Origin of the sequence: Pseudomonas sp. B26(2017), from assembly GCF_002113045.1 — a bacterium.
Lineage (GTDB): Bacteria > Pseudomonadota > Gammaproteobacteria > Pseudomonadales > Pseudomonadaceae > Aquipseudomonas.
The window spans coordinates 139015-164433 of record NZ_NEJJ01000010.1 but is presented as its reverse complement, the minus strand read 5'-3'; the positions used below and the strand labels follow the sequence as shown (position 1 = coordinate 164433).

24 protein-coding genes and 1 pseudogene are annotated in these 25419 nt (G+C 61.5%); 15 read left to right on the top strand and 10 right to left on the bottom strand.

Annotation, left to right across the window (positions count from 1 at the left end):
* Nucleotides 1-59: 59 nt before the first annotated feature.
* Nucleotides 60-1436 carry a glutamine synthetase family protein gene (locus CAF79_RS16675; protein WP_085698734.1) on the bottom strand — a complete coding sequence of 459 codons (1377 nt, stop codon included), beginning with the start codon at nucleotides 1434-1436 and terminating at the stop codon, nucleotides 60-62.
* 282 nt (nucleotides 1437-1718) lie between these two features.
* Here CAF79_RS16675 and CAF79_RS16670 point away from each other — a divergent pair, with 282 nt between their 5' ends.
* The 5 genes from CAF79_RS16670 to CAF79_RS16650 all read left to right on the top strand — a co-directional run bounded on the left by CAF79_RS16670 (nucleotide 1719) and on the right by CAF79_RS16650 (nucleotide 6833).
* Complete coding sequence (locus CAF79_RS16670; protein ID WP_085698732.1) at nucleotides 1719-2480, top strand: gamma-glutamyl-gamma-aminobutyrate hydrolase family protein; 762 nt, start codon at nucleotides 1719-1721, stop codon at nucleotides 2478-2480.
* 219 nt (nucleotides 2481-2699) lie between these two features.
* The gene (locus CAF79_RS16665) at nucleotides 2700-3842 is read left to right on the top strand and encodes an ABC transporter ATP-binding protein (protein WP_085686388.1); all 1143 of its coding nucleotides are present in this window, start codon (nucleotides 2700-2702) and stop codon (nucleotides 3840-3842) included.
* 29 nt (nucleotides 3843-3871) lie between these two features.
* Nucleotides 3872-4753, top strand: a complete 882-nt coding sequence (locus tag CAF79_RS16660) for an ABC transporter permease subunit (RefSeq protein ID WP_170929740.1) — start codon at nucleotides 3872-3874, stop codon at nucleotides 4751-4753.
* Complete coding sequence (locus tag CAF79_RS16655) at nucleotides 4750-5634, top strand: ABC transporter permease subunit (RefSeq protein ID WP_011333555.1); 885 nt, start codon at nucleotides 4750-4752, stop codon at nucleotides 5632-5634. The genes CAF79_RS16660 and CAF79_RS16655 overlap by 4 nt, the downstream gene beginning before the upstream one ends.
* 101 nt (nucleotides 5635-5735) lie before the next feature.
* Nucleotides 5736-6833, top strand: a complete 1098-nt coding sequence (locus CAF79_RS16650) for a polyamine ABC transporter substrate-binding protein (protein WP_085698730.1) — start codon at nucleotides 5736-5738, stop codon at nucleotides 6831-6833.
* Nucleotides 6834-7094: 261 nt separating this feature from the next.
* Here the strand turns inward: CAF79_RS16650 and thpR are convergent, their stop codons facing one another.
* Entirely contained in the window at nucleotides 7095-7634 is a 540-nt protein-coding gene (gene thpR, locus CAF79_RS16645; protein ID WP_085698728.1) for an RNA 2',3'-cyclic phosphodiesterase, read from the bottom strand.
* Between the two features lie 107 nt (nucleotides 7635-7741).
* On the opposite strand from thpR, the gene CAF79_RS16640 reads away from it, so the two are divergent.
* Nucleotides 7742-7936, top strand: coding sequence for a hypothetical protein (locus tag CAF79_RS16640; RefSeq protein WP_085698726.1), 195 nt, complete (start codon nucleotides 7742-7744; stop codon nucleotides 7934-7936).
* Between the two features lie 15 nt (nucleotides 7937-7951).
* Here the strand turns inward: CAF79_RS16640 and CAF79_RS16635 are convergent, their stop codons facing one another.
* The gene (locus CAF79_RS16635; protein ID WP_085698724.1) at nucleotides 7952-8305 is read right to left on the bottom strand and encodes a DUF1428 domain-containing protein; all 354 of its coding nucleotides are present in this window, start codon (nucleotides 8303-8305) and stop codon (nucleotides 7952-7954) included.
* A 2-nt stretch (nucleotides 8306-8307) separates the two neighbouring features.
* On the bottom strand, nucleotides 8308-9387 hold the full coding sequence (locus CAF79_RS16630; protein ID WP_085698722.1) for a hypothetical protein: 1080 nt from the start codon (nucleotides 9385-9387) through the stop codon (nucleotides 8308-8310).
* Between the two features lie 222 nt (nucleotides 9388-9609).
* Between CAF79_RS16630 and CAF79_RS16625 the strand changes: the two genes are divergently transcribed.
* Complete coding sequence (locus CAF79_RS16625) at nucleotides 9610-9882, top strand: hypothetical protein (RefSeq protein ID WP_085698720.1); 273 nt, start codon at nucleotides 9610-9612, stop codon at nucleotides 9880-9882.
* A 43-nt stretch (nucleotides 9883-9925) separates the two neighbouring features.
* Here the strand turns inward: CAF79_RS16625 and CAF79_RS16620 are convergent, their stop codons facing one another.
* Complete coding sequence (locus CAF79_RS16620) at nucleotides 9926-10132, bottom strand: hypothetical protein (RefSeq protein ID WP_039770932.1); 207 nt, start codon at nucleotides 10130-10132, stop codon at nucleotides 9926-9928.
* A 320-nt stretch (nucleotides 10133-10452) separates the two neighbouring features.
* Between CAF79_RS16620 and paoA the strand changes: the two genes are divergently transcribed.
* From paoA to paoC, 3 genes are read left to right on the top strand one after another with little or no spacing between them, the layout of a single operon-like run.
* On the top strand, nucleotides 10453-11094 hold the full coding sequence (gene paoA / locus CAF79_RS16615) for an aldehyde dehydrogenase iron-sulfur subunit PaoA (RefSeq protein WP_085698707.1): 642 nt from the start codon (nucleotides 10453-10455) through the stop codon (nucleotides 11092-11094).
* Complete coding sequence (locus CAF79_RS16610; protein ID WP_085698705.1) at nucleotides 11091-12047, top strand: xanthine dehydrogenase family protein subunit M; 957 nt, start codon at nucleotides 11091-11093, stop codon at nucleotides 12045-12047. Before paoA ends, CAF79_RS16610 begins: the two co-directional genes overlap by 4 nt.
* On the top strand, nucleotides 12044-14242 hold the full coding sequence (paoC, locus tag CAF79_RS16605) for an aldehyde oxidoreductase molybdenum-binding subunit PaoC (protein WP_085698703.1): 2199 nt from the start codon (nucleotides 12044-12046) through the stop codon (nucleotides 14240-14242). Before CAF79_RS16610 ends, paoC begins: the two co-directional genes overlap by 4 nt.
* Before the next feature lie 55 nt (nucleotides 14243-14297).
* Here paoC and CAF79_RS16600 read toward each other — a convergent pair whose 3' ends face one another.
* A complete protein-coding gene (locus CAF79_RS16600; RefSeq protein ID WP_085698701.1) occupies nucleotides 14298-15242 on the bottom strand; it encodes an aldo/keto reductase in 945 nt (314 codons plus the stop codon).
* Nucleotides 15243-15353: 111 nt separating this feature from the next.
* On the opposite strand from CAF79_RS16600, the gene CAF79_RS16595 reads away from it, so the two are divergent.
* The 3 genes from CAF79_RS16595 to CAF79_RS16580 all read left to right on the top strand — a co-directional run bounded on the left by CAF79_RS16595 (nucleotide 15354) and on the right by CAF79_RS16580 (nucleotide 17952).
* Complete coding sequence (locus CAF79_RS16595; RefSeq protein WP_085698699.1) at nucleotides 15354-16124, top strand: alpha/beta hydrolase; 771 nt, start codon at nucleotides 15354-15356, stop codon at nucleotides 16122-16124.
* 129 nt (nucleotides 16125-16253) lie between these two features.
* On the top strand, nucleotides 16254-17120 hold the full coding sequence (locus CAF79_RS16590) for a CAP domain-containing protein (protein WP_085698696.1): 867 nt from the start codon (nucleotides 16254-16256) through the stop codon (nucleotides 17118-17120).
* 403 nt (nucleotides 17121-17523) lie between these two features.
* Nucleotides 17524-17952: a nuclear transport factor 2 family protein gene (locus CAF79_RS16580; RefSeq protein ID WP_085698694.1), complete on the top strand. Its 429-nt coding sequence runs from the start codon at nucleotides 17524-17526 to the stop codon at nucleotides 17950-17952.
* Nucleotides 17953-18018: 66 nt separating this feature from the next.
* On the opposite strand, the gene mqo is transcribed toward CAF79_RS16580, so the two are convergent.
* The 3 genes and pseudogenes from mqo to CAF79_RS29745 form a co-directional block, all read right to left on the bottom strand.
* The gene (gene mqo / locus CAF79_RS16575) at nucleotides 18019-19668 is read right to left on the bottom strand and encodes a malate dehydrogenase (quinone) (RefSeq protein WP_007957153.1); all 1650 of its coding nucleotides are present in this window, start codon (nucleotides 19666-19668) and stop codon (nucleotides 18019-18021) included.
* 491 nt (nucleotides 19669-20159) lie between these two features.
* Nucleotides 20160-20885 (bottom strand): methyl-accepting chemotaxis protein, encoded by a 726-nt coding sequence (locus CAF79_RS29750; RefSeq protein ID WP_371917932.1) that lies wholly within the window; start codon nucleotides 20883-20885, stop codon nucleotides 20160-20162.
* Between the two features lie 129 nt (nucleotides 20886-21014).
* A pseudogene (locus tag CAF79_RS29745) lies at nucleotides 21015-21773 on the bottom strand (MCP four helix bundle domain-containing protein); the annotation flags it as partial.
* Between the two features lie 247 nt (nucleotides 21774-22020).
* Between CAF79_RS29745 and CAF79_RS16565 the strand changes: the two are divergent.
* Together CAF79_RS16565 and CAF79_RS16560 are read left to right on the top strand one after the other, a co-directional pair.
* Nucleotides 22021-22335: a DUF2388 domain-containing protein gene (locus CAF79_RS16565; protein ID WP_085698689.1), complete on the top strand. Its 315-nt coding sequence runs from the start codon at nucleotides 22021-22023 to the stop codon at nucleotides 22333-22335.
* Between the two features lie 130 nt (nucleotides 22336-22465).
* The gene (locus CAF79_RS16560) at nucleotides 22466-22870 is read left to right on the top strand and encodes a hypothetical protein (protein ID WP_170929738.1); all 405 of its coding nucleotides are present in this window, start codon (nucleotides 22466-22468) and stop codon (nucleotides 22868-22870) included.
* On the opposite strand, the gene ligD is transcribed toward CAF79_RS16560, so the two are convergent.
* Nucleotides 22871-25417, bottom strand: coding sequence for a DNA ligase D (gene ligD / locus CAF79_RS16555; protein ID WP_085698685.1), 2547 nt, complete (start codon nucleotides 25415-25417; stop codon nucleotides 22871-22873). It lies immediately after the preceding gene.
* Between the last annotated feature and the right edge of the window lie 2 nt (nucleotides 25418-25419).

Genomic DNA, 25419 nt, shown 5'->3' with positions numbered 1-25419 from the left:
TTCGCGGGCAAGCCCGCTCCCACAGGGTTTTGCGGTGTTAGCGAGATCGCGCTTGAGCGTCAGACGGTATGCAGATACCAGTTGTACTCAAGGTCAGAGATCGAGTTTTCGAACTCGGCCAGCTCGCTTTCCTTGCACGCGACGAACACGTCGATGTACATCGGGTCGATGTATTTCGCCATGACTTCGCTGTCGTCCAGCACGCGCAAGGCGTCGCGCAGGTTGTTCGGCAGGCTCTGCTCGTTCTGCTCGTAGCTGTTGCCTTCGACCGGGGCGCCCGGCTCGATTTCGTTGGTCAGGCCGTGGTGGATACCGGCCAGCACGGAAGCCATCAGCAGGTACGGGTTGGCGTCGGCACCCGCGACACGGTGCTCGATGCGCACGGCATCCGGCGAACCGGTCGGTACGCGGACGGCCACGGTGCGGTTGTCGATACCCCAACTCGGCGAGTTCGGCACGTAGAACTGTGCGCCGAAACGACGATACGAGTTGACGTTCGGGCACAGGAAGGCCATTTGCGCAGGCAGGGTCTCCAGCACACCGCCGATCGCGTGGCGTAGCGCGGCGTTCTGCTCGGGATCCTCGCTGGCGAAGATGTTGTTGCCTTCTTTATCCAGGATCGAAATGTGCACGTGCAAACCATTGCCCGCCTGGCCCGGATACGGCTTGGCCATGAAGGTGGTGTCCATCTCGTGGTCGTAGGCGATGTTCTTCACCAGACGCTTGAGCAGGATCGCGTATTCGCAAGCCTTGATCGGGTCGGACACGTGATGCAGGTTGACTTCGAACTGCGCCGGGGCACTTTCCTTGACGATCGCATCTGCAGGAATGCCCTGCTCTTTCGCACCTTCGAGGATGTCTTGCAGGCAGTCGACGTACTCGTCGAGATCGTCGATCAGGTAAACCTGAGTCGATACCGGACGCTTGCCCGAAACCGGCGAACGTGGCGATTGCGGACGGCCGTTCACGTTGTCCTGGTCGATCAGATAAAACTCGAGTTCGAACGCGGCGCAGATGGTCAGGCCCAGCGCGTCGAACTTGCGCACCACGTTGGCCAGCACTTCACGCGGGTCGGCGAAGAACGGCTCGCCTTCCAGTTCATGCATGGTCATCAGCAGTTGTGCGGTCGGACGCTTCTGCCAGGGCTCGATGCTCAGGGTGCCAGGGATCGGGTAGCAGATGCGGTCGGCGTCGCCGATGTCCAGGCCCAGGCCGGTGCTTTCCACCGTGGAGCCGTTGATGTCGAGGGCGAAAAGCGAGGCCGGCAAGTTAATGCCTTTTTCGTACACCTTATGAAGACTGGTGCGCTCGATGCGCTTGCCGCGCACCACACCGTTCATGTCTGCAATCAGAAGGTCGACGTACAAAACCTCAGGATGTTTCTTAAGGAATGCGTTTGCTTCGTTGAGTTGAACGGCACGCAGAGGGACCGACATGATGCACCTATTTAGCTGTTAATTATTATGTTCACTGCTGTTTCGCGGAGCCAGTCAACCCGAACGGCAAAGTGAAGTCAATAGCGAACACAGGGCCGTTCAGCGTTTATTTTTTAGGCTTTTTTTAACACTCACGTGCCAGATCAGGCGCCAGAGGGCCGGGATTCATGAAGATTTGATGAACGGCGTTTAGAATTTTTTACATGGGAGTTGTTAATTAAAATCAACGAGGCTAAGCTCCGGAAAAGCTCGTTCAAGTGTCAAACTTCGAGGTGAATAAAAATGGCATTCAAGCCATTGATCGGCGTTACTGCGTGCGTCAAACAGATTGGCCTGCACCCCTATCACATCAGCGGCGACAAGTACGTTCGCGCTGTCAGCGTTGCGGCGCTGGGGTTGCCCGTCGTCATTCCTTCCCTTGGCAAACTGACTGAAATCGACGACCTGCTGGGTCAGCTCGACGGTCTGCTGCTGACCGGCTCGCCGTCCAACGTGGAACCTTTCCACTATCAGGGTCCGGACAGCGCTCCCGGCACGGATCACGATCCGGCGCGCGATGCCACCACCCTTCCTCTATTGCGTGCAGCCATCGCGGCGGGCGTTCCGGTACTCGGCATTTGCCGGGGTTTCCAGGAAATGAACGTGGCGTTCGGCGGCAGCCTGCACCAGAAAGTGCATGAGCTGCCGGGCATGCTCGATCACCGCGAAGCCGACAGCCCGGATGTCGCCGTGCAGTACGCCCCGGCTCACGCTGTGTCGGTACTGCCGGGCGGGGTGTTCGAAGCGCTGGAGCTGCCGGGCGAATTCCAGGTCAACTCGATTCACAGCCAAGGCATCGACCGCCTCGCTCCCGGCCTGCGCGCCGAGGCCGTGGCGCCGGACGGCCTGATCGAGGCGGTCTCGGTGGAGCACAGCCCGACCTTCGCCCTTGGCGTGCAATGGCACCCCGAATGGCAAGTGCTGGACAACCCGAACTATCTGCGGATTTTCCAGGCGTTCGGCGAGGCTTGCCGCCAGCGTGCGGCGCGACGCAACCAGCGCTGACGCCACCCAACGATTGCAAAACCATTTACTGCCCCCACGGGGACGGCGGCTGCGCGCTTGCGCATCCGTCATCCGCGATCAGCAACACACCGCGAAAACAAAAAGCACCACCCGGCAGCCAGGACGGCGGCGCCGAACAACCCGCACGGTGCGGGTCTGCAATCCACTCTTAAGCCAGGCCGCGTTGGCCCGGCGACTGAAACCTGTTGGGAGTTTCACATGGCAAACGCCTCCAGCACTTACAGGAAGGCTCTTGAAGGTCATCAGCAACCGAAAAAGGTTCTGGTGAAAGTCGATCGAGTCACCAAGAAGTTCGACGAAACCACTGCGGTGGACGACGTGTCCCTGGAGATCCATCAGGGCGAAATCTTCGCCTTGCTCGGCGGCTCCGGCTCGGGCAAATCGACCCTGCTGCGCATGCTCGCCGGTTTCGAACGGCCGACTGAAGGACGCATTCTGCTCGACGGTGTCGACATCACCGACATGCCGCCGTACGAGCGGCCGATCAACATGATGTTCCAGTCCTACGCCCTGTTCCCGCACATGACGGTTGCGCAGAACATCGCCTTCGGCCTCAAGCAGGACCGTTTGCCGGCCAGCGAAATCGACGCCCGTGTCGAAGAGATGCTGCGCCTCGTCCACATGACCCAATACGCCAAGCGCCGCCCGCATCAACTGTCCGGTGGTCAGCGTCAGCGCGTGGCCCTCGCCCGCTCCCTGGCCAAGCGTCCGAAGCTGTTGCTGCTCGACGAGCCAATGGGCGCACTGGATAAAAAGCTGCGCTCGCAAATGCAGTTGGAACTGGTGGAGATCATCGAACGCGTCGGCGTGACCTGCGTGATGGTGACTCACGATCAGGAAGAGGCCATGACCATGGCCGAGCGTATCGCGATCATGCACCTGGGCTGGATCGCTCAGGTCGGCAGCCCGGTCGACATTTACGAGGCGCCGGTCAACCGTATGGTCTGCGAATTCATCGGCAACGTGAACGCCTTCGACGGCACCGTGGTCGAGGACCTTGAAGGTCACGCGATCATTCACAGCCCGGACTTGCAGCAAAAGATCTACGTCGGTCATGGCGTCAGCACCTCGGTGCAGGACAAGTCGATCACCTACGCGATCCGCCCGGAAAAAATGCTGGTCAGCACGATCAAGCCAGAGACCCGCTACAACTGGTCCGAAGGCAAGGTGCATGACATCGCCTACCTCGGCGGCCACTCGGTGTTCTACGTCGAGTTGCCGAGCGGCAAGATCGTCCAGTCGTTCATGGCCAACGCCGAACGCCGTGGTGCGCGGCCGACCTGGGATGACAAGGTCTACGTCTGGTGGGAAGACGACAGCGGCGTGGTACTGCGCTCATGAGAACCTTCAATCAGCAATTCCTGCGCCTGGTGCCCAGCGGGCGAAAGTTCGTCATCGGCATTCCGTTCATCTGGCTGTTCCTGTTCTTCATGCTGCCGTTCTTCCTGGTGATGAAGATCAGTTTCTCGGAAGCCGCGTTGTCGATCCCGCCGTACTCGGAGATCTACACCTACGCCGAACAGAAATTCCAGCTGCTGCTGAACATCGGCAACTACACCATGCTCGGCGAAGACGAGCTGTATCTGTCGGCGTACCTCGGTTCGCTGAAGGTCGCGGCGCTGAGCACGATGATGTGCCTGGTGATCGGCTTCCCGATGGCTTACGCGATCACCAAGGCCAGCAAGGAAGCGCAAAACGTCCTGCTGCTGTTGATCATGATGCCGACCTGGACCGCGATCCTGATCCGCGTTTACGCGTGGATGGGCATCCTCAGCAACAACGGTCTGCTCAACGCATTCCTGATGTGGACCGGGCTCACCGATCACCCGATCGAGATCCTCAACACCAACACGGCCGTGTATATCGGCGTGGTCTACGCCTACCTGCCCTTCATGGTGCTGCCGCTCTACGCCAACCTGGTAAAGCACGACGGCAGCCTGTTGGAAGCGGCGCAGGATCTGGGTTCGAGCAACTTCAACAACTTCTGGAAAATCACCGTGCCGCTGGCCAAGAACGGCATCATCGCCGGCTGCATGCTGGTGTTCATCCCGGTGGTGGGCGAGTTCGTGATTCCGGAACTGCTGGGTGGCCCGGAGACCCTGATGATCGGTCGCGTGCTGTGGCAAGAGTTCTTCAATAACCGCGACTGGCCGGTGGCGTCCGCCCTGGCAGTGGTGATGCTGTTGATCCTGATTGTGCCGATTCTGCTGTTCAACCGCAGCCAGGCCAAAGAGATGGAGGGACGGGGATGAAACGCTTCGGATTTTCAAAGTTCATGCTGATCTTCGGTCTGATGTTCATTTATCTGCCGATGCTGATCCTGGTGATCTACTCGTTCAACGCCTCCAAACTGGTGACGGTCTGGGGCGGCTGGTCGGTGAAGTGGTACGTCGGTTTGCTCGACAACACTCAACTGATGGGCTCGGTGGTGCGCTCGCTGGAAATCGCCTGCTACACCGCGATCGCCGCCGTCGCGCTGGGCACCCTCGCCGCTTTCGTACTGACCCGCGTGACGCGCTTCAAGGGTCGTACGTTGTTCGGTGGTCTGGTGACCGCGCCGCTGGTGATGCCTGAGGTGATTACCGGTCTGTCGCTGTTGCTGCTGTTCGTGGCGATGGCGCAACTGATCGGCTGGCCGCAGGAGCGCGGCATCGTCACGATCTGGATCGCCCACACCACGTTTTGTGCCGCTTATGTGGCGGTGGTAGTCTCCGCCCGCTTGCGCGAGCTGGACCTGTCGATCGAAGAAGCGGCGATGGATCTGGGCGCGAAACCGTTCAAGGTGTTTTTCCTGATCACCATCCCGATGATCGCGCCATCGCTGGCGGCGGGCGGCATGATGTCGTTCGCCCTTTCGCTGGATGACCTGGTGCTGGCGAGCTTCGTATCGGGGCCGGGCTCCACCACCCTGCCGATGGAAGTGTTCTCGGCCGTGCGTCTGGGCGTGAAACCGGAGATCAACGCCGTGGCCAGTCTTATTCTGCTGGCGGTGTCGCTGGTGACCTTCCTCGTCTGGTACTTCGGCCGCAAGGCAGAAGCCAACCGCAAGCGTGCGATTCAGGAAGCGATGGATCAGACCGCCAACGAATCGTGGCAGCAACCGCAACCTCAACGAGTGGCAGCGACAGCCTGAGTACCGGGTGGCGCGGGAGCCTCTCCCCGCCACCGATTCACTGAAATTCCGCTTTGTGTTTTTGAATAAAGCTTTTGAATAAAAAGAATGGAGTTGTACCGATGAAAATGTTTGGCAGGACTCTGCTGACACTGTCCTTATTGGGCGCAATCGCCACGGGCGCCCAGGCCAACGACAAGGTGCTGCGCGTTTACAACTGGTCGGATTACATCGCCCCGGACACCGTCAAGAAGTTCGAGGACGAGACCGGCATCCGCGTGACCTACGATATGTTCGACAGCAATGAAACCCTCGAAGCACGTCTGCTCGCAGGGAAATCCGGCTACGACATCGTGGTGCCGTCCAACAGTTTCCTGGCCAAGCAGATCAAGGCCGGGGTCTATCAGACCCTGGACAAATCGAAGCTGCCGAACTGGAAAAACCTCAACCCGGTGCTGTTGAAAAACGCCTCCGCCAGTGATCCGGACAACGCCCATGCGTTCCCGTACATGTGGGGCTCGATCGGCATCGGTTTCAACCCGGACAAGGTGCGCGAAGTGCTCGGCAAGAACGCGCCGACCAATTCCTGGGACCTGCTGTTCAAACCGGAAAACGCCGAGAAGCTCAAGGCTTGTGGCATCAGCTTCCTCGACTCGCCGACCGAAATGCTCCCGGCCGCCCTGCACTATCTGGGTTATCCGGTGAACGACAAGGACGTGAAACACATCGCCGAAGCCGAAGCGTTGTTCATGAAGATCCGGCCGTCGGTGGCCTATTTCCATTCGTCCAAGTACATCTCGGACCTGGCCAACGGCAACATCTGCGTGGCCGTCGGCTATTCGGGTGACGTGTTGCAGGCCAAGGCCCGCGCGGTGGAGTCGGGCAACAAGGTCGAGATCGACTACAGCATTCCCAAGGAAGGCGCCGGCAGTTTCTATGACATGGTCGCCATCCCTCGCGATGCCGCCAACGTCGAGAACGCCTACCTGTTCATGAACTTCCTGATGCGCCCGGACATCATCGCCGAAGTCACCAACAGCATTGGCTACAGCAACGCCAACGAAGCCGCGACGCCGCTGGTGGACGAAGCGATCCGCAACGACCCGGGCTCGTACCCGCCGCAAGCGGTGATGGCCACGCTGTATGCGGTGCCGGATCAACCGATTGCCACGCAACGGATCATGACCCGGGGCTGGACCCGCGTGAAACTCGGCAAATAAACCCTGAGTACTCGCGGTGATCGTTCCCACGCTCTGCGTGGGAATGCCTCAATGGACGCTCTGCGTCCGCTTTGGGACGCGGAGCGTCCCGGGCTGCATTCCCACGCAGAGCGTGGGAACGATCAGCCAGTCAGCGATCAGAGTGACAAGTTTCCGTTCACGCAGCGCCTTACCACCGCTGCCCCCTGCTCTGAACGGCCTCACCTGGCTTTCCTCGGTTCAGGTGAATTCAGGCGCCCTCGGGCGCCTTTTTTTGTGGTCTCAGATCAGCGGCCAATCCTGAACAATTCGATAACGCCCCTTGTGGGATTCGAACAACGCAAAGCGCTCGGCGCGCAGGAAGAACTCCGGCGGCGTGGCGGATTCCGGCTCCGGCGCGCGATAGTCCCGGGCCAGCGTCAGGTGCGGACGGTACTCGCGCGTCGCCTCTTCAAACCCGAACGGCAACATCGCCTGCTCCAGCGCATACACCAGACGCAGCAATCCCTGCGGTGCCTGCTCCGGCGCCAGCGACAACACTCCGGCACGTCGCCAGACCTGCAACCGATCCAATGAAATCCTCAGCGCTTCCCCCGGAGTGCGCACTTTCGCCACCGCCTCGCAGACTTCGCCAATCTGCGCCAATGGCACCGCGCCGAGAAACAGCAGCGTCAGGTGAAAGTTGTCCGCCGGCACCGGTTTGCCGGTGCGCAAACCCAGTTCGCTGCGCCACTGGGCAATCGCCTTGCGCTGCGCCGGCGGGCAGTCCAGGGCGAAGAACAGCCGCTTGAAGGGTTGATCCCCGCGCGTTTCGTCCGTCATGGTCACGCTCCTTCGTTCGTCGAAATCCCTGGATTCTACACGCCCGTTTCTGGCGACTCTCGGCATGAGGTTTATAGTTCAACGATTGCCATCAACCGGAGGACGTCATGCGCGAGATCCTCAGCAAAGAACCCTGGTGGGCCCGACCGCCGGATCCCGGACAGGATGAGAGTGAACTGGAATGGGGCTGGCTGGTGCATTACAGCGAAGGAGAGCCGCGTTTCGAATTCGTCCGCGAACGGCCGTCGGACGAGCAGATCCGCAACCGCAAAGGCTGCCGGATCACCCCGTCGGCGGAGTGATCCGGCAGCGCAGCATCAGGACTCGAGAATGTCCTTGAAGCCGCCGAAAATCATCCGCTGCCCATCGAACGGCATTGGATTGACGTCCGGCTGCATGCGCGGATCTTCCATCATTTTGCCCATGCCGGCGTCGCGGGTGGCCTTGTCCGGCCAGACCAGCCAGCCCGCCGATACGGTTTCACCTTCCTTGAGTTTCACGGCCATCGGGAATGAGGTGACCTTGCCGTCCGGTACGTCATCGCCCCAGCCCTGAATCACCTCCAGGGCGCCGTACTCCTTGAACAGCTTCGCGGCGATCTCGCAGTGTTTTTTGTACTGTTCGCGGTTGGCATTCGGCACGGGCGCCACGAACACATCGATGTAAGCCATGATCATTCTCCTTGCAGGTTGGGTTCGATCTGCTGAGTAGTCGACTCGGGCGGCCGCCATTCGACACGGTGGACGCCCAACCCGACCGACGGTTCGTCCCGCCCGCGCAGATTGCCCTCGACCTGCGCCGCCATGTGCAGCGTGCCAGCCATCACGCCGGTGTTGGGGTCTTGCACCAGTTTCAGCCAGGCCTTGTCGAAGGTGTTGCCCAGGCTGCTGCGGATCAGCGCTTCGCTGTCGGGACGATCGTTGGCCTGAATGATCGCGCGGATGCCCGCCACCCCGACTGAAATCAGCGCCCCGGCCAGTTTGCCTGCCGCTGCCGCCACCGCACTGGCAGCGCCGCGCGGGGCCATTTCCGCCTCCATGCGCTGGCTGGCGCGCCTGGCCACCGGCGCCATCGCCGTATCGGTCGAGGCCACGCCTTTCGAGCCGCCGTCGGTGTGGATCTTGTCGATCAGCGCGGCGTAGGCCGGCAGCGTGTTCAACGGCTCAGTGCTGACAACCTGATACAGCGAGGCATCGCGGGCCGGCGGCGGGCCAAGGGCGATGGCAGGGATTTTCTGCAACCGTCCGTTGAGCTGGGCGATGGGCACGCCGTGGCGCTGGGCGATGAGCGGCATCTGCTGCGCCATCAGTTGCGCGTAGAACGCCGTGGACTGGCCGAGAATCGCGTCCGGATCAATCTCCACCGCCACCGGCGCCAGCACCCGTTCCTGATATTGCTCCAGCAGATAGGCCGCCAGACGCCTGGCCGAAGCATCCTGCTCGCCGCTGGCACTGATCGTGTACCAGCTGACCTTCATCGACAGCCATTCCTGGGTCCAGTAACTGCTGAACCACGGGATGAAATTTTCTTCAGTTTGCTCATAGACCCGAATGCGCCAATGTTCCATCGAGCCACGGGCGAACAGCTTGACCTGCTCGGTGGCTTGCTTCGAGGCGCTGATGATTTCCCGATCGATCTGCTGCCAGGTGGCCGGCGAGACCACCACTGCAGGCGAGGTCACCGGGGCCCGCGCCGTGGTGGCGCAGCCGGCCAGCAACACCAGTGCGGCGACGAGCAGCGCGCGCAGGTTCACGGTGGCGGTCCTTATCTGTTCTGCGGTCGCAAGACCTGAGATTCCGGGAGCGATGAAATGAGTATAGGTGCGTGCGGTGCGCCGATTATCCGCAGGTCCAGACTGGAGCAGTCCAACCATCAATGGCGTCGATATTCACCATTGCGACGATCGCCTTCCGCCGACCGCTCGCCGAAGGCACGATGCACCCATCCGAAACACACAGCACGAGGAGTTCACATCATGTTCAGTACCGTCACCCTCGCCGTGAGTTTTCCGGTCTTCGGCAGCAACTACTACGATCAGCACGCCGTGTCGCGCAAGACACAAGCGCTGGTGTTCGACAAAGCCTTCGAAGATCTGTTGATGCCCGCCGCCAGCAATCATTTCAGCAATGAAGTGGTCGGCTTCAACGATCAGTTCCGTTTTCTGAGCGACATTCTCGCCACCCATTTGCTGGACATCGAGGCCTCCGTGCCTGCGCGATCCAGCGTCCGGGCGAGCGCTCATTTTTAATGCCAGAGGGCGCTCCCGTCGGGGAGCGCCCTCTTCGTTTCAGTCAGTCATCATCCCGGTCGCGGTAATAACGACGCCCGTCGCGGCGGTCGTCGTCGCGGTCGTCCCAGCGTCGGTCATGATCGTAGTAACGGCCATGATCGCGGTCGTAATGCCGGCCATGCCGATGGTCATCATCGAAATCCGCCACACAGCCGCCCAGCAATACGGCGGCGGAAACAGTCAGCAGCAGGCTTGTTGCACGCATCATTCAGATTTTCCCTAAAACCAAGGTCTTGACGACGGAAACAGTCAACGCAGCGCGGGTACGCGCTGGCGCAGATACGACCGGGGAAACCGGCTTAGATTCACTGGCCATCAACGACCGTTCATCGCCCTGCCCGCCGTGTACGGCCCCTCCACACGGTGGCCGATTGATGGCTCTGACCGGCACGACAACAAGACGAAATCCGACAAAACCTTTTCCTCCCCCCTGCGGTCACTCCTAGAACAGACCAAGACTGGCGACGACGCCGGCATGCCCGAGCGGGTCATTTGCAACCTGCCGACCTGAAAAGAGGAATCTCAGCCATGAACGACCATCCGCCGTCGGCGATTTCCCGACGCCGTTTCCTGATTCTCGGGGCCGTGACCGCGACTGCGTTCGCGATGCCGCCCTTCATCAGCCTCAAGGCCTACGCGGCCACTCTGGAGCAACCGGCCATGGCCAAAGTGACAATTGAAGTCAACGGCAAGCCGCAGACGCTGGAGATTGACACCCGCACCACCCTGCTCGATGCGCTGCGCGAACACCTGCACCTGACCGGCAGCAAAAAGGGTTGCGACCACGGCCAGTGCGGCGCCTGCACGGTGATCGTCGATGGCCAGCGAATCAATTCCTGCCTGACCCTGGCGGTGATGCAGGACGGCGCCAAAGTCACCACCATCGAAGGCCTCGGCATGCCTGACCAATTGCATCCGATGCAGGCGGCGTTCATCAAGCATGACGGTTACCAATGCGGCTACTGCACGCCGGGGCAGATCTGTTCGGCGGTGGCGGTGCTTGAGGAAATTCGCAACGGTATCCCCAGCCACGCCAGCGCCAGCCTCACCGAAGCACCGCAACTGATCGCCAGCGAATTGCAGGAACGCATGAGCGGCAACATCTGCCGTTGCGGCGCCTACTCGAACATCATCGAAGCCATCAGCGAAGTCGCGGAGGTGCCAGCATGAGAGCGTTCAACTACAGCCGCGCCGACTCTCCCGCCGCAGCCGCAGCCCTGGCCGCGCAAATCGAAGGTGCGCGTTTCATCGCCGGCGGCACCAACCTGCTGGACTTGATGAAACTGGACATCGAAACACCGCAGCAGCTGATTGACGTCAATCACCTGGGCCTCGATCAGATCGAAGCGACCGACGACGGCGGTTTGCGCATCGGCGCCTTGGTGCGCAACACCGATCTGGCCGCCGACAGTCGGGTCCGGAAAGACTACGCGCTGCTGTCCCGCGCCTTGCTCGCCGGCGCCTCGGGCCAGTTGCGCAACATGGCGACCACTGCCGGCAATCTGCTTCAGCGCACCCGCTGCCCGTATTTCTACGACACCAATCAGGCCTGCAACAAACGCAATCCCGGCAGTGGCTGCGCGGCGATTGGCGGGGTCAGTCGACAACTCGGCATCATCGGTGTCAGCGACGCGTGCATCGCGACCCATCCGAGTGACATGGCGATTGCGATGCGCGCGCTCGATGCTCAGGTCGAAACGATCAAGGCCGATGGCAGCACCCGGCGCATCGCCATGGCGGACTTCCATCAATTGCCAGGCACTACCCCGAATGTCGAAACCAGCCTGACACCGGGCGAACTGATCACCGGCGTAACCTTGCCCGCGCCAGTGGGCGGCACCCACGTCTATCACAAGGTGCGTGACCGTTCGTCATACGCCTTCGCCCTGGTGTCCGTCGGCATGATCCTGCAGAAGGATGGCAGCGGTCGCATTGCGGTCGGCGGCATCGCGCCGAAACCCTGGCGGGTCGAAGCGGCGGAAGCGCTGTTGCCGCAAGGCGCGAAGGCCGTCAGCGCGCGCCTGCTCGAGGGCGCCACGCCGACCTCTGACAACCAGTTCAAAGTGACGCTGGTCGAGCGCACCATTGCCTCGGTGCGGGCCCAAGCGAGGGATGAAGCATGAAATTCGACACGCCCGCCAAGACCAACCCGATCGACCAGTTGAACGTCATCGGCAAACCCACCGACCGCATCGAAGGCCCGCTGAAAACCAGCGGCCAGGCACCTTACGCCTACGAGCAACATGAAGCCGTGAAAAATCAGGCCTACGGCGTGATGGTCGGTTCGGCCATTGCCAAGGGCCGCATCACCCGCATCGATCTGGATGCCGCCCGCGCCGCGCCGGGGGTGCTGACGATCGTCACCGCCGCCAACGCCGGCAAGCTCGGCAAAGGCAAATACAACGCCGCGCACCTGCTGGCCGGGCCGCAAGTGCAGCACTATCACCAGGCCGTGGCGCTGGTGGTCGCCGAAACCTTCGAACAGGCGCGGGCCGCCGCGCAATTGGTCAACGTCGAATACGCAGCCGACAAAGGTCAATTTGATCTGGCCAGTGTGCGTGATCAGGGCGTGGAGCCGAAAGACGAACTGCCGGACGTCACCCACGGCGATTTCGCCAGCGCCTTCGCCGCCGCACCCGTGCAGTTCGACCAGACCTACACCACGCCGGATCAGTCCCACGCAATGATGGAGCCCCACGCGACCCTCGCCGCCTGGAAAGGCGATCAGGTGACGCTCTGGACCTCCAACCAGATGATCGCCTGGAGCGTCGGCGACATCGCCACCACTCTCGGCCTGCCCAAGGAAAACGTGCGGTTGATCTCGCCGTACATTGGCGGCGGATTTGGCGGCAAGCTGTTCATTCGTGCCGACGCGATCCTCGCCGCCCTCGGCGCGCGTCTGGCGAACCGGCCAGTGAAGGTCGCGCTCGCCCGTCCGCAGATCGCCAACAACACCACCCACCGCCCCGCCACCGTCCAGCGCATCCGCATGGGCGCCACGGCAGACGGCAAACTCACCGCTATCGCCCATGAGGGCTGGTCGGGCAATCTTGAAGACGGCAAGGTCGAAGTCGCGGCGCAGCCCAGTCAGTTGCTCTACGCCGCAGAAAATCGTCTGGTGAGCATGCGCCTGGCCCCGCTGGATCTGCCGGAAGGCAACGCCATGCGCGCGCCCGGTGAAACGCCGGGGCTGATGGCGCTGGAGATCGCCATGGACGAGATGGCGGAAAAGCTCAAACTCGATCCGATCCAGTTCCGCATCCTCAACGACACGCAGGTCGATCCGGTGAAAACCGAGCGACCGTTTTCCCGGCGGCGTCTGATCGAATGCCTGCAAACCGGCGCCGAACGCTTTGGCTGGGATAAACGCAATGCGACGCCCGGCAGCCGTCGCGAAGGTCGCTGGCTGATCGGCATGGGCGTCGCGGCGGCCATTCGCAACAACCTGCTGGTGAAGTCCGGCGCACGCGTGCGGCTGGAGCGCGACGGCAAAATCACCGTTGAAACCGATATGACGGACATCGGCACCGGCAGCTACACGATCATTGCCCAGACTGCCGCCGAAGTGATGGGCGTGCGTCTCGACGATGTGACTGTGCACTTGGGCGACTCGAATTTTCCGGTGTCGTCCGGTTCCGGCGGCCAGTTCGGCGCCAACTGCTCGACCGCCGGGGTCTACGCAGCGTGCATGAAACTGCGCGAAGCAGTCACCGCCAAACTTGGCATGAGCGCGGGTGAAGCGCAGTTTGCCGATGGACACGTGCGACTGGGCAACAAGAACGTGCCGTTACGCGAGGCCGCGCAACATGCCCCGATCGAAGTGGAGGACAGCATCGAATTCGCAGACCTCGCCAAGCAGTACCAGCAATCGACCTTCGGCGCGCACTTCGTCGAAGTCGCCGTCGATGCCGCCACTGGCGAAGTTCGTGTGCGGCGTATGCTCGCGGTGTGCTCTGCGGGGCGGATTCTCAATCCGAAATCGGCCCGCAGCCAGGTGATCGGCGCGATGACCATGGGCGTCGGCGCAGCATTGATGGAAGAACTCGCGGTGGACAAACGCCAGGGATTTTTCGTCAACCATGACCTGGCGGGCTACGAAGTGCCGGTGCATGCCGACATTCCGCATCAGGAGGTGATTTTCCTCGATGAAACCGACCCGATTTCATCGCCGATGAAAGCCAAGGGTGTCGGTGAACTGGGGATTTGCGGGGTCAGCGCGGCGGTGGCGAATGCCATCTACAACGCCACGGGCGCGCGGGTGCGGGAGTATCCGATTACCCTGGACAAGATTCTGGATGCGTTGCCGCCGATGATCTGAAACCCCTCGCGCACTAGCATCGGGTGCTAGTGCGCGACTCATTCCCGAGAGATGACTAACTCACCAGCGCAATCAACTGCTGCCTCTGCGCATCGGTCAGCATCAGCCCGAATCCGGCGCCGGCATTGTCGGCCATGTACAGCGGATTGCTGGTGCCGGGTATCACGCAGGTCACCGCCGGGTGCGCCAGCAGGAATTTCAACGCCAGTTGCGGCCAGCTTTTGACCCCGACTTGCGCCGCCCAGCCCGGCAGCGGTTTGCCCTTGAGCCGCGCGAGCAGGTCGCCGCCGCCGAAGGGCCGGTTGCAGATCACCGCCACTCCGAGTTCGCGGCACAGCGGCAGGATGCGTTTCTCGACCCCGCGATCATCCAGGGCGTAATTGATTTGCAGGAAATCCAGCGACTCCGCCTTGAGCACCGCTTCGACCTCGTCATAGGCCGACGGCGTGTAGTGGGTTATGCCGATGTAGCGGATGCGGCCCTGCTCTTTCCATTCGCGCAGGGTCGGCAGGTGGGTTTGCCAGTCGAGCAGATTATGGATCTGCATCAGGTCGATGCGCTCGGTGCGCAGCAGGCTGAACGACTGTTCCATCTGCGCGATGCCCTCTTCGCGGCCACGAGTCCAGACCTTGGTCGCCAGGAATGCCGGCGAACGCGGTTCGTGGATCGAGAGCAATTCACCGGTGGTTTCCTCGGCGCGGCCGTACATGGGCGAGCTGTCGATCACCGTGCCGCCCTTTTTGAACAGCTCGCCGAGCACCCCTGGCAATTGTTTGTAGACCGGATCGCCGGGAGCGACGTCGAAACCGCGATACGTGCCCAACCCCACCAGCGGCAGTGGCTCGGAGCTCGAAGGGATGGGACGTGTCTGCATGGTCTCGGCTCCTGTGGCGTTCGGCGATGTAATGGCGGCCAGCGCCCGGTCAAAGGTGAAAACCGCTGACACCCCGGCTGCCAGCGTCAGCAACCGGCGGCGGGAATATCCCTCAGTGTGGTTCATGCTGGCGCCCTTGCCCTGTGGATCTGTTGCACCTTGTGTTTTGACGCAGCCCGTAAGACCGTTGGACTACACTGCGACAGCCAACCTGCGCGCCCGGTTAAAGTTAGTCGAATGTCCAGAACCTTGTTGTCACTCGTCGCATTGATCGTCGCCGTGTACTTGATCCTGTGCGCGGCGCTGTTCGTATTTCAGCGGGCGCTGATCTATTTCCCCCAGCCCGCCAGCGTGGAGTCACCGGATTCACGGTTGACGCTGAACATGCCCGACGCCGAGATCCGCGTGACGGTGCGCGAGCGCTCCGGAGCCAAAGCGCTGATCTACTTCGGCGGAAATGCCGAGGACGTTTCGCGCAACCTGCCGGAGCTTTCCGAGGCGTTCCCTGACTATTCGTTGTATTTGCTGCATTACCGGGGTTTTGGCGGCAGCGGCGGTTCGCCCTCCGAAGAGGCGATCGCCGGGGACGCACTGGCGCTGTTCGATCAGGTGTATGCCAGTCATCCGCAGGTCGCGCTGCTGGGGCGCAGCCTCGGTTCCGGGGTCGCGGTGCGGCTGGCCAGCCAGCGGCCGGTGGCGCGGCTGATTCTGGTCACGCCCTACAACAGCCTCGAAGAAATCGCCGCCCGCCAATACCCGTGGGTACCGGTGCAGTGGTTGCTCAAGGATCGTTTCCGGTCAGGCCAGTACGCGGCGCACATCCGCGTGCCAACGCTGTTGCTGGCAGCGAGCGATGACGAGGTGATTCCACGGGCCAGCACCGAACGCCTGCTGCACAGTTTTCCCGACGGTGTGGCCACGCTCAAAGTGGTGGCGGATTCGGCACACAATTCGATTTCCGAACGGCCGCAATACCTGCAATGGATCGAGGATGTGTTGAATCGCTGAGCACTTCGTCGGCAGCCGTTGAAACCCGCTGCTGACGGGTGAACCAAGTGCAAAAAGGCCAGTCCTACCCGCGCCGCGTTCTGCGGTTGACTTCCCTTCAGCGTTGTCCTTTTCAGAGCTTTGCGTCCCATGCGCCACGCCGTACGTTCGTCTCGCTTCGTTTCTCTGTGCCTGTTGATTCTTTCTCCCCTGCTTTCTCCTCCTGCCCACGCCGGCGTCGAGCGCCAATTGGTGGCCGCCATCAACGACTACCGCGCCCATCCGCAACGTTGTGACCGACGCCCGGCCCAACGGCTCGCGCCGCTGACGCTGAAGTCAAACCTGGCGTTGCCGGTCGGCTATGGCTACGGTGGTGGATTGCGCGAACGATTGAAGGATTCCGGCTACGCGGCCGTGGCGGTGCGCAGCATCCGGATCGTCGGTGCGCAGGACGCCGAAGAGGCATTCGAAATGCTGCAAGACGATTACTGTGGCGCATTGCTCGACGGTCAATACGCCGACATCGGCATCAGCCGCGCCCGCAGTGAATGGCAAGTGGTGCTGGCCCGGCCGGTGCTCGACAGTCGCGTCGGCGACAACCGCAACGTCGGCAAGGCGTTGCTGGCCGAGGTCAACGCCGCCCGCGCCCGCCCGCGCATGTGCGGTCGCCAGCGCTTCGCCGCCGCCCGGCCCTTGAGCTGGAACCCGGCGCTCGGCGCCGCCGCCCAGGGCCACAGCAAGGCCATGGCCTACGGCAACTACTTCGCACACCGCGACCCGGACGGCGACGGCCCGGCAGATCGCGCCCGGGCGGCCGGTTACCGTGGCCGGCAGATCGGCGAAAACATCGCCGCCGGGCAAAGCTCACCGGGCAAGGCCATGGCCGGCTGGCTGGCCAGCCCAGGCCACTGCGCCAACCTGATGAACCCGATGTTCACCCAGGTCGGCGCCGGGTTTGCCAGTGAGGCGCGCAGTGATGAAGGGGTTTACTGGACGATGTTGTTCGGGGCGCCTTGATCCGGTGTCATCCGAAAACCTCGAACAGCGCTGCAAGTCGCACTTCGACGACTGATCGTCAAACCGGGGAAATCGTGGCAAGAACGCCGATCATGATGGTCAACACAAGAAAGCCGCCGAGGAAAATCGCCATCTTAGCCATGAAGGCCTCCTGATTACTGAATGTCCGGCGCACCGGGCGCTCCGGAATGAAGCACGTCGCGTGTGGCCGAACGGCAGGGCTATTCTGGGCCCGTGGCTGAGATGGTTACAGACGCAGATCCGACAGGAAAAAGCGGATCAGATGGATCGGGCTGGCGCATGGGTCGATATTCAGATCAGTACAGAGGGTTTCCATTGTGCCGCTTTGATCTAGAGTCATGGGCGCCGCGCCAAGAACAACAAAAAATACAGGAGTGAAACCATGTCCGATCTGAACCTGCACCCCCACGTTGCAGAATCCCTGCACCGCTGGCACGAGATGATCCGCACCGGCAACCTCAAGGCCCTGCCGGAGCTGCTCGACCCCGAAGCGGTATTCCGTTCGCCGATGGCCCATACGCCCTACCCCGGCGCCCCGGTGGTCTCGATGATCCTCAATACCGTGTTCGAAGTGTTTGAAGACTTCAAATACCACCGTGAACTGGCGACGGCCGATGGCCTGAATGTGGTGCTCGAGTTCAGCGCCAAAGTCGGCGCGAAGGAGCTCAAGGGCATCGACATGATCCGTTTCGATGAACAGGGCAAGATTGTCGAGTTCGAGGTGATGGTGCGGCCGTTGAGTGGGCTGCAAGCCTTGGGCGAAGAGATGGGACGGCGTCTGGGGGCGTACCTGGCCGCCGCCAAAGCCTGATCCCCGGACACAAAAAAGCCCACTGACCGTCACCGGTTCAGTGGGCTTCGTGTGTCAGGCGTCTGGTTACAGAGCCATGTCACGTGCAGCGCTTTCTTTTGGAGCCGGGGCTTTTTCAGCCGAGGCGTCCGCCGCTGGAGCTGCAGCCTGGCCAATCACCGGAGGGGTTGGCAGTTGCAGGATCTTGGCGGTGTACGCCCACTCTTCAGCCACTTTGGCCGGATCGTTGTTCAGCTGGGTGCCGTAGCTTGGAACGATCTGGTGCAGCTTGGCTTGCCACTCAGGGCTGGCGACTTTGTCTTTGAAGACTTTCTGCAGCACGCTCAGCATGATCGGTGCAGCGGTCGACGCGCCTGGGGATGCGCCCAGCAGACCGGCAATTGAGCCGTCCTTGGAAGCAACGATTTCGGTGCCCAGTTTCAGCACGCCGCCAGCGGCTTCATCACGCTTGATGATTTGCACGCGCTGGCCGGCTTGCCACAGGCGCCAGTCTTCAGCCTTGGCGTTCGGGAAGTATTCTTTCAGCGCGTTCAGACGGTCTTCATCCGACAGCATCAATTGACCGGCCAGGTACTCGACCAGCGGGTATTCCTTGATGCCGACCTTGGTCATAGGCCAGATGTTGTGGGTGGTGGTGCTGGTCAGCAGGTCCAGGTACGAACCTTCCTTCAGGAACTTGGTGCTGAACGTCGCGAACGGGCCAAACAGGATGACGCGCTTGCCGTCCAGGACACGGGTGTCCAAGTGCGGAACGGACATCGGAGGCGCGCCAACCGAAGCTTTACCGTAGGCCTTGGCCAGGTGCTGTTCGGCGATGGCCGGGTTATCGGTCACCAGGAACGAGCCGCCTACCGGGAAGCCAGCGTATTCCTTGGCTTCTTCGATACCGGACTTCTGCAGCAGGTGCAGTGCACCGCCGCCGGCGCCGATGAACACGAACTTGGCGTCGGTTTCAGTCTTGGTACCGTCTTTCAGGTTTTTGTAGCTGACGCGCCAGGTGCCATCGGCGTTCTTGGTGATGTCCTGGACTTCGCTCGACAGCTTCATGCTGAAGTTAGGCTTGGTCTGCAGGTAACCGGCGAACTGGCGGGTGATTTCGCCGAAGTTCATGTCGGTGCCCAGCGGGCTCCAGGTGGCCGCGATTTTCTGGTTCGGGTCACGCCCTTCCATCATCAGCGGAACCCACTTCTTGATCACAGCCGGGTCTTCGGAGTACTGCATGCCGGCGAACAGCGGGCTCGCTTGCAGGGCTTCGTAGCGCTTTTTCAGGAACTTGATGTTGTCATCGCCCCACACGAAGCTCATGTGCGGAGTGGTGTTGATGAACGAACGAGGGTCTTTCAGGACGCCTTGACGAACCTGCCAGGCCCAGAACTGGCGGGAGACCTGGAACGCTTCGTTGATCTCGACAGCTTTCGGGATCGTGACGTTGCCCTTGTCGTCTTCCGGGGTGTAGTTCAGCTCGGCGAGTGCGGAGTGACCGGTACCGGCGTTGTTCCAGCCGTTGGAGCTTTCGAGGGCGACGCCGTCGAGGCGCTCGACCATCTCCATCGACCAGGTCGGTTCCAGCTCATTGATCCACACACCCAGGGTGGTGCTCATGATGCCGCCGCCGATCAGCAGGACGTCGACTTTCTTTGCTTCTTCGGCATTGGCGGACGACATCCCCATCGCCAAAGCCAGCCCCAGCAAGGCTGTGTTCACTTTTTTAAACATCTGTTGCACCTATGATAAAACGCCTTCCGCCCGCCGCTGTTGTGCGTATGCGTTCCCCCTTTTTCGCGACACTCAGGCCAGCGTCGCGGGTTCCGACACACTTCAATTTTGACGGGTGGGCACACAAGGCCGACTGGCTGCGTCGACCTCAGTTATATGTCCCTTCTGAACTGACTTTTTATCATTATTGGCTTCAGCTACTTGAGCGACAGGGGTTCTGCCTGGCCCGCCGAATAGCGCGCCCGACTGAATGGGGTCAAAACAAGTGGCGCGAAGAATATCACGTCATGGCAAACCCGCGCGTCTGTTCGCGACTCGATAGTCTTTATCCGTTCAAGGACTTATCGGCAGACAGCGCCCGAACATGACCCCGTCAGCGGCTCTGGCTTAAGCCTTTCAGCTGGTTGACAGGCTCTTCCAATCCGGCACCCGGACTTTCACCTGTTACAAATCGGGTCTCTGCACCACTCAGTTGTGCAGTCCGAAACCCCTCACAACCGAAACCGATCCACCGACTGCGCCAACTGCCCCGCCAGGCTCGACAGCTCATCCGTGGTAGTGGCCGTCTGACCGATCACCTTGCTGTTGCCCTCCGACATGCCCGCAATCATTTCCACCTGATGGGCAATCTCGTTGCTCGCCTGGCTCTGTTCGCCGATGGTGCGAGTGATGTCGTTGACCAGTTGCGTGGTGCTCAGGGTGGCGTCGAGGATTTCGCGGATGGCGCGTTCGACGTCGGCGGTGACGGCCATGCCCTTGTCGACCTGTGCAACACCGGCCTCCATGCTGCTGACGGCCTCGCGGGTGCTGTTCTGGATGCGCGCGACCATCGCGGCGATTTCCTGGGTCGAGGCGCTGGTGCGCGCCGCCAGACTGCGCACCTCATCGGCCACCACCGCAAAGCCCCTGCCCTGTTCGCCCGCCCGGGCCGCCTCGATCGCCGCATTGAGCGCCAGCAGGTTGGTCTGGTCGGCGATGCTCTTGATCACCTGGATAATGTTGAAGATCCCTTCGGATTCCTGATCCAGGGTGCGGATCACTTGCGCCGATTGCTGGGCGGATCGCGCAATGTCGTCCATGTCGCTGACCACCTGATGAATCACCTGCCCGCCGTTTTTCGCCAGTGATTCGGCCTGGCTGGCCATGTCCAGTGCGCGCTCTGCGTGACGGGTGATTTCCTCGATGCTGGCGGTCATCTGGCTCGCGGCGGCCGCCATGGTGCCGGCGGCGGTACTTTGCTGCTGACTGCTGTCGGCCACCTGGTGGCAGCCGTGGCTCAGTTGTTCACTCATGCCACTGACGCCGTGAGCGTTGCGTCGCACCACGTCAATCATGTCCCGCAGGTCGTGCTGCATGGTGGCCAGCGTGCGGATCAGCGCACTGGCTTCGTCCTTGCCGGACGGTTCGGCGATCGGTTCGCTGAGGTTGCCGTGGGCGATGCTTTCGGCGATGCGGCTGGCGGATTTCAACGGCCCCATGATGCTCAGAATCACCCAGCGACCCTGGGCCAACAGCAGCAACAGGCTGGCGATCAGGACGATAGCGAGTGCGACATTGGCGTTGCGGATCGCCGCCCCGGTGCCTTCGCTGGTCTGCCGGGTATTGGTTTCGATCAGTTCGCTGAGGGAGGCCATCTGTTCTTCGAGCTGGCTGAATGCGGTGCTGAAGGTGCCCAGATGCTGCTGGGCGTTGTCCGGGTTTTCCAGTGCAAGGCCGACGATCTGCTCGCCGGCGCTGATGTAGGTATCGAGGCTGGGCTTGATCTGCTCCAGCCCGGACCTGATCGTCGGATTGAGCGGCAGCTTGAGGTTATCACCCAGCACCTCGCGAAAATGCGCCGCATGCTCCTCAACCGAACGGCGCACCTCGTCCGCCGAACTCGTGCTTTTGCCCAGCCCCACCAGCATCGCCGAATACACATCGGCACGCAGGGCGTCGTGCATCATGTCGGCTTCCATGTGGTTGCGCAGCGCGCTCATGCTGACCGCGTTGTCACTGACCGCCGACGCCATCCGCTGATTGCCGACGTAACTGACCAGGCTCACGATCAACGCCGTCAGCAGGCTGGTCGCAATCAGCAACACCAAACGCAGTTTGATCGACACCGTGATTTCCTCTCTGGTCGCGCCACGCGGCGCCTTTCAACGCTTCAGTTAAGCCTATTTGCGTGAATCCGCCGCTTTAGAGCGTCGCAGGGTGTGTCGTTACATCCGGTAAAAACGAGGACTGTGCAGCACTTCTCGTTCTCGCTCGCTACCGCCGGGCCCGGCGTACGGAACTCCCGTGCTGTCCGGCACCTCTCACATTATGTGGTACTTCCTTTTCGCTTTACGCTGCTGGAGGAACACCGTCATGCGCCGTTTATTACTCGTTTCGTCTCTCATGCTGTGCCTGCCGTTCGGCTCGGCCCTTGCTCGCGTGGACGCAGGGGATGTCGCCACTTCGGCGGGGGTTTCAGCTTCGCTGTATTCGACCTTCAAGGATCACAAAATGGTGATTCCGGCCCGTGACGACTTGTCCGCATTCGTCGCCAGCGGCGGAACGATCCGTGGCGTGTACCTGGAATCGGTGCTGCAACAGGTGCGTCAGGACAATCCTGGCCTGAACGCCAGCGATGAAGAGCTGGCCAATGCCATCCTGGTTCACTACGAAGGTCTGTCGCAGTAACCACGGCACGTCCGATGATCGTGGCTGACGGATCCGCCACCGTTGTTTCCTGCCGATGGTCTGCACTGCCGATGGACGGCTGTCGAACCACCATGGGCAAAACCGTCTGAGGGCCTCTATGATGGAGGCCATGACGATTTCCGCCTCCCTCCGCTCTCCTTGCCCGCCGGGTCTGTGCATCTGCGGGCGCGATCCGTTGCTGGATACACCCGGCGCGGATGTGCGCATCCTGCTGCTGACCCGCGAGGAGGAGAAGCGTCTGCTAGAGCGTCTGGAAAACCTCAAAGACCTCGCCGATCTTGAGCGTCTGCAAGGCAAGATGTTCGATCAGCTGGGGATTCGCGTGCGGATCGCACCGAAGTTCGGTGAAGTGCGGACGGTGCGAGGCGGCATCGAGATCGAGGTCGAAGAGCTTGCCGGGCTCTGCCGAAAAACCCGCAAAACCATTCCGGCCGCCATCCGCCGTGGCCTGGAAAACAATCCGCAAGTGGCGTTCGATCTGCTCAACGCCCACGACTTGCTGCGCGGCACTTGATCACTTTTTCATGCCCACCCGCTTGCGCATCTCGGCCGTGATGCTCTGCCGGGTTTTCTTCATCTGCGCCCAAGGCTCATCGCCCACCTCCGCGAGCCGTTCGTGAACATTGCGCACGTTCCATTGATCGGCGCCCTTGATCTCGCCCACTTCGTCCCGAAACAGCGGCACCGACACCGGCAACCCTTCGCGAGTACGCGCCGCGTAGGCGCAAATGGTGGTGGCGCCCAGACCGTTGCGCAGGTAATCGATAAAGATCCGCCCCACCCGATTTTTCGGCCCGGACACCGCAGAAAAACGCTCCGGCAACAACTTCGCCATGTGAGTGACGATGGCGTGGCTGAAATCCTTGACCTCGTCCCAGCCATGCTTGCGGGTCAGCGGCACTATCAAATGGATGCCCTTGCCGCCACTGGTCTTGAGGAACGCCTTGAGGCCCAGTTCATCGAGCACGGTCAGGGTCAGTGCCGTGGCTTCGACCATGCTTTTCCACGGCAGCGCCGGGTCCGGGTCGAGGTCCAGAACAAAGCGGTCGGGCTTGTCCAGATCCACCGTGGTGGCATTCCAGGTGTGCAGTTCGACCGTGCTCATCTGCACCGCGCCAATCAAGGCTTCGGCGTTGTTGATCAGCATCACCGGCTGGCCGGTCAGCTCCTTGTCCAGCGTGCGGATGCCGGGGATCGCCAGGTTTTCGGCGTTCTTCTGGAAGAACAGCTCACCGCCGATACCGTCCGGCGCACGCACCAGCGCCACCGGGCGATCCTTGAGCTGCGGCAGAATCCATTCGGCGACGCTGGCGTAATACTCGGCCAGCTGCATTTTGGTGGTGCCGCTGCTGGCGTCGATCACCCGGTCGGGGTGAGTGATCCGCACCTTGCCGTCGGCCAGGCCGGATTGGGACGGCGCGGTTGATTGGGCCTTTGACGTCTTCATCGGTCTGGCGCGCTCCTCGGTGATGTCCTTGGCCGGTTTGTCCTCGCGCAAGCCATGGAACACGGCGTGGCGCACCGAGCCGTCCTGAGTCATTTCGGCAAACGCCACTTCCGCCAGCAGACTCGGCTTGAGCCAGTGCACCCCCTTGGCTTCGAAACCCGTGGGCGGATTGGCCACCGCCGGTTTCTTCACCCGCAGCGGTTTGAGCCGGGCAAGGATGCTCTTGAGGGTGGTTTCATTGAATCCGGTGCCGACCTTGCCGGCGTATCGCAACTCGCCGCTGTCACGATCATGCAGACCCAGCAGCAATGCGCCGAACGCACTGCGCGCGCCTTTCGGATCGGTGTAACCGACGATCACGAATTCCTGGCGGTGCTTGCACTTGAGCTTGATCCAGTCACTGCTGCGGCGCGACACGTAAGGTGAGCCGAGACGTTTACCGATCAAGCCTTCCATGCGCATCTGGCAAGCGCTGTTAAGCAATGCCTGCGGGGTTTCGTCGAACGCTTCGGAAAAGCGCAGCAGCGGATCTTCATGGGCTTTCAGCACCGTGGCCAGCGCTGCGCGTCGTTCCTGCACCGGCACTTCACGCAGATCGACGCCGTTGAGATACGGCACATCGAACAGGTAATAGAGGATGTTTTCGCTGCGTCCGGAATCGAACGCGTTTTGCAGGGCCTGAAAATCCGGCACGCCGTCTGCGTCGGCAACGACCATCTCACCGTCAAGCCACGCCGATTCCAGGCCCAGCGCCGCAAGGGCTTGCGCCTGTTTCGGCAATTTGTGCGTCCAGTCATGCCCATTGCGAGTGAACAACTGCACCTCTCCATGATCGATGCGCGCCATGATCCGGTAGCCGTCGAACTTGATCTCGTATTGCCAATCCCCTTGCGGCGCGCTCTCTACCAGGGTGGCCAGTTGCGGTTTGAGCTGCGCGGGGATATTGGCCTTGTGCGCGCCGGCGAGTTTGTCTGAGGCCGGTTTGCGCACAGCTTTCGCCGAAGCCTTCAGTGGCTTGACCTGTTTTGCACTGAGGCGGGGTTTGTCGACGATCGTGCGTTCACTGAGCACGCTGTCGGGCTCGGCGACCAGCACGTCGTAGTCGCTTTGCGGGCGCGCGGCACTGTCCTGATGCTTGATCAGGAACCACTGCTCTTTCTTGCCCGGCATGTGGGTGCGCACCAGATTCCACACCCCGGCGAGCTTCTCGCCTTGCAGTTCGAATTTGAGCTTGCCCTTGGCGTAGGCCTTCTCGGGGTCTTCCAGCGGAATCCAAACGCCGCGATCCCAGACGATCACATCGCCGGCGCCGTAATGCCCCTCGGGAATGCTGCCCTCGAAGGTCGCATAGTCCAGCGGATGATCCTCGACGTGCACCGCCAGCCGCTTGACCTTGGGATCCAGCGAGGGCCCCTTGGGCACCGCCCAGCTCTTGAGTGCGCCGTCGAGTTCCAGGCGAAAGTCGTAATGCAGGTGCGAGGCGTCGTGCTTTTGAATGCAGAATTGCAGGGCATGATCGCCGGCCGATTTCTTGCCCCGGCGGCGGTCGGCCGACGGTTCAGAGGTCGCCGAAAAGTCGCGCATCCGGTTGTAGTCGTCGAGACTCCTGCTCATCC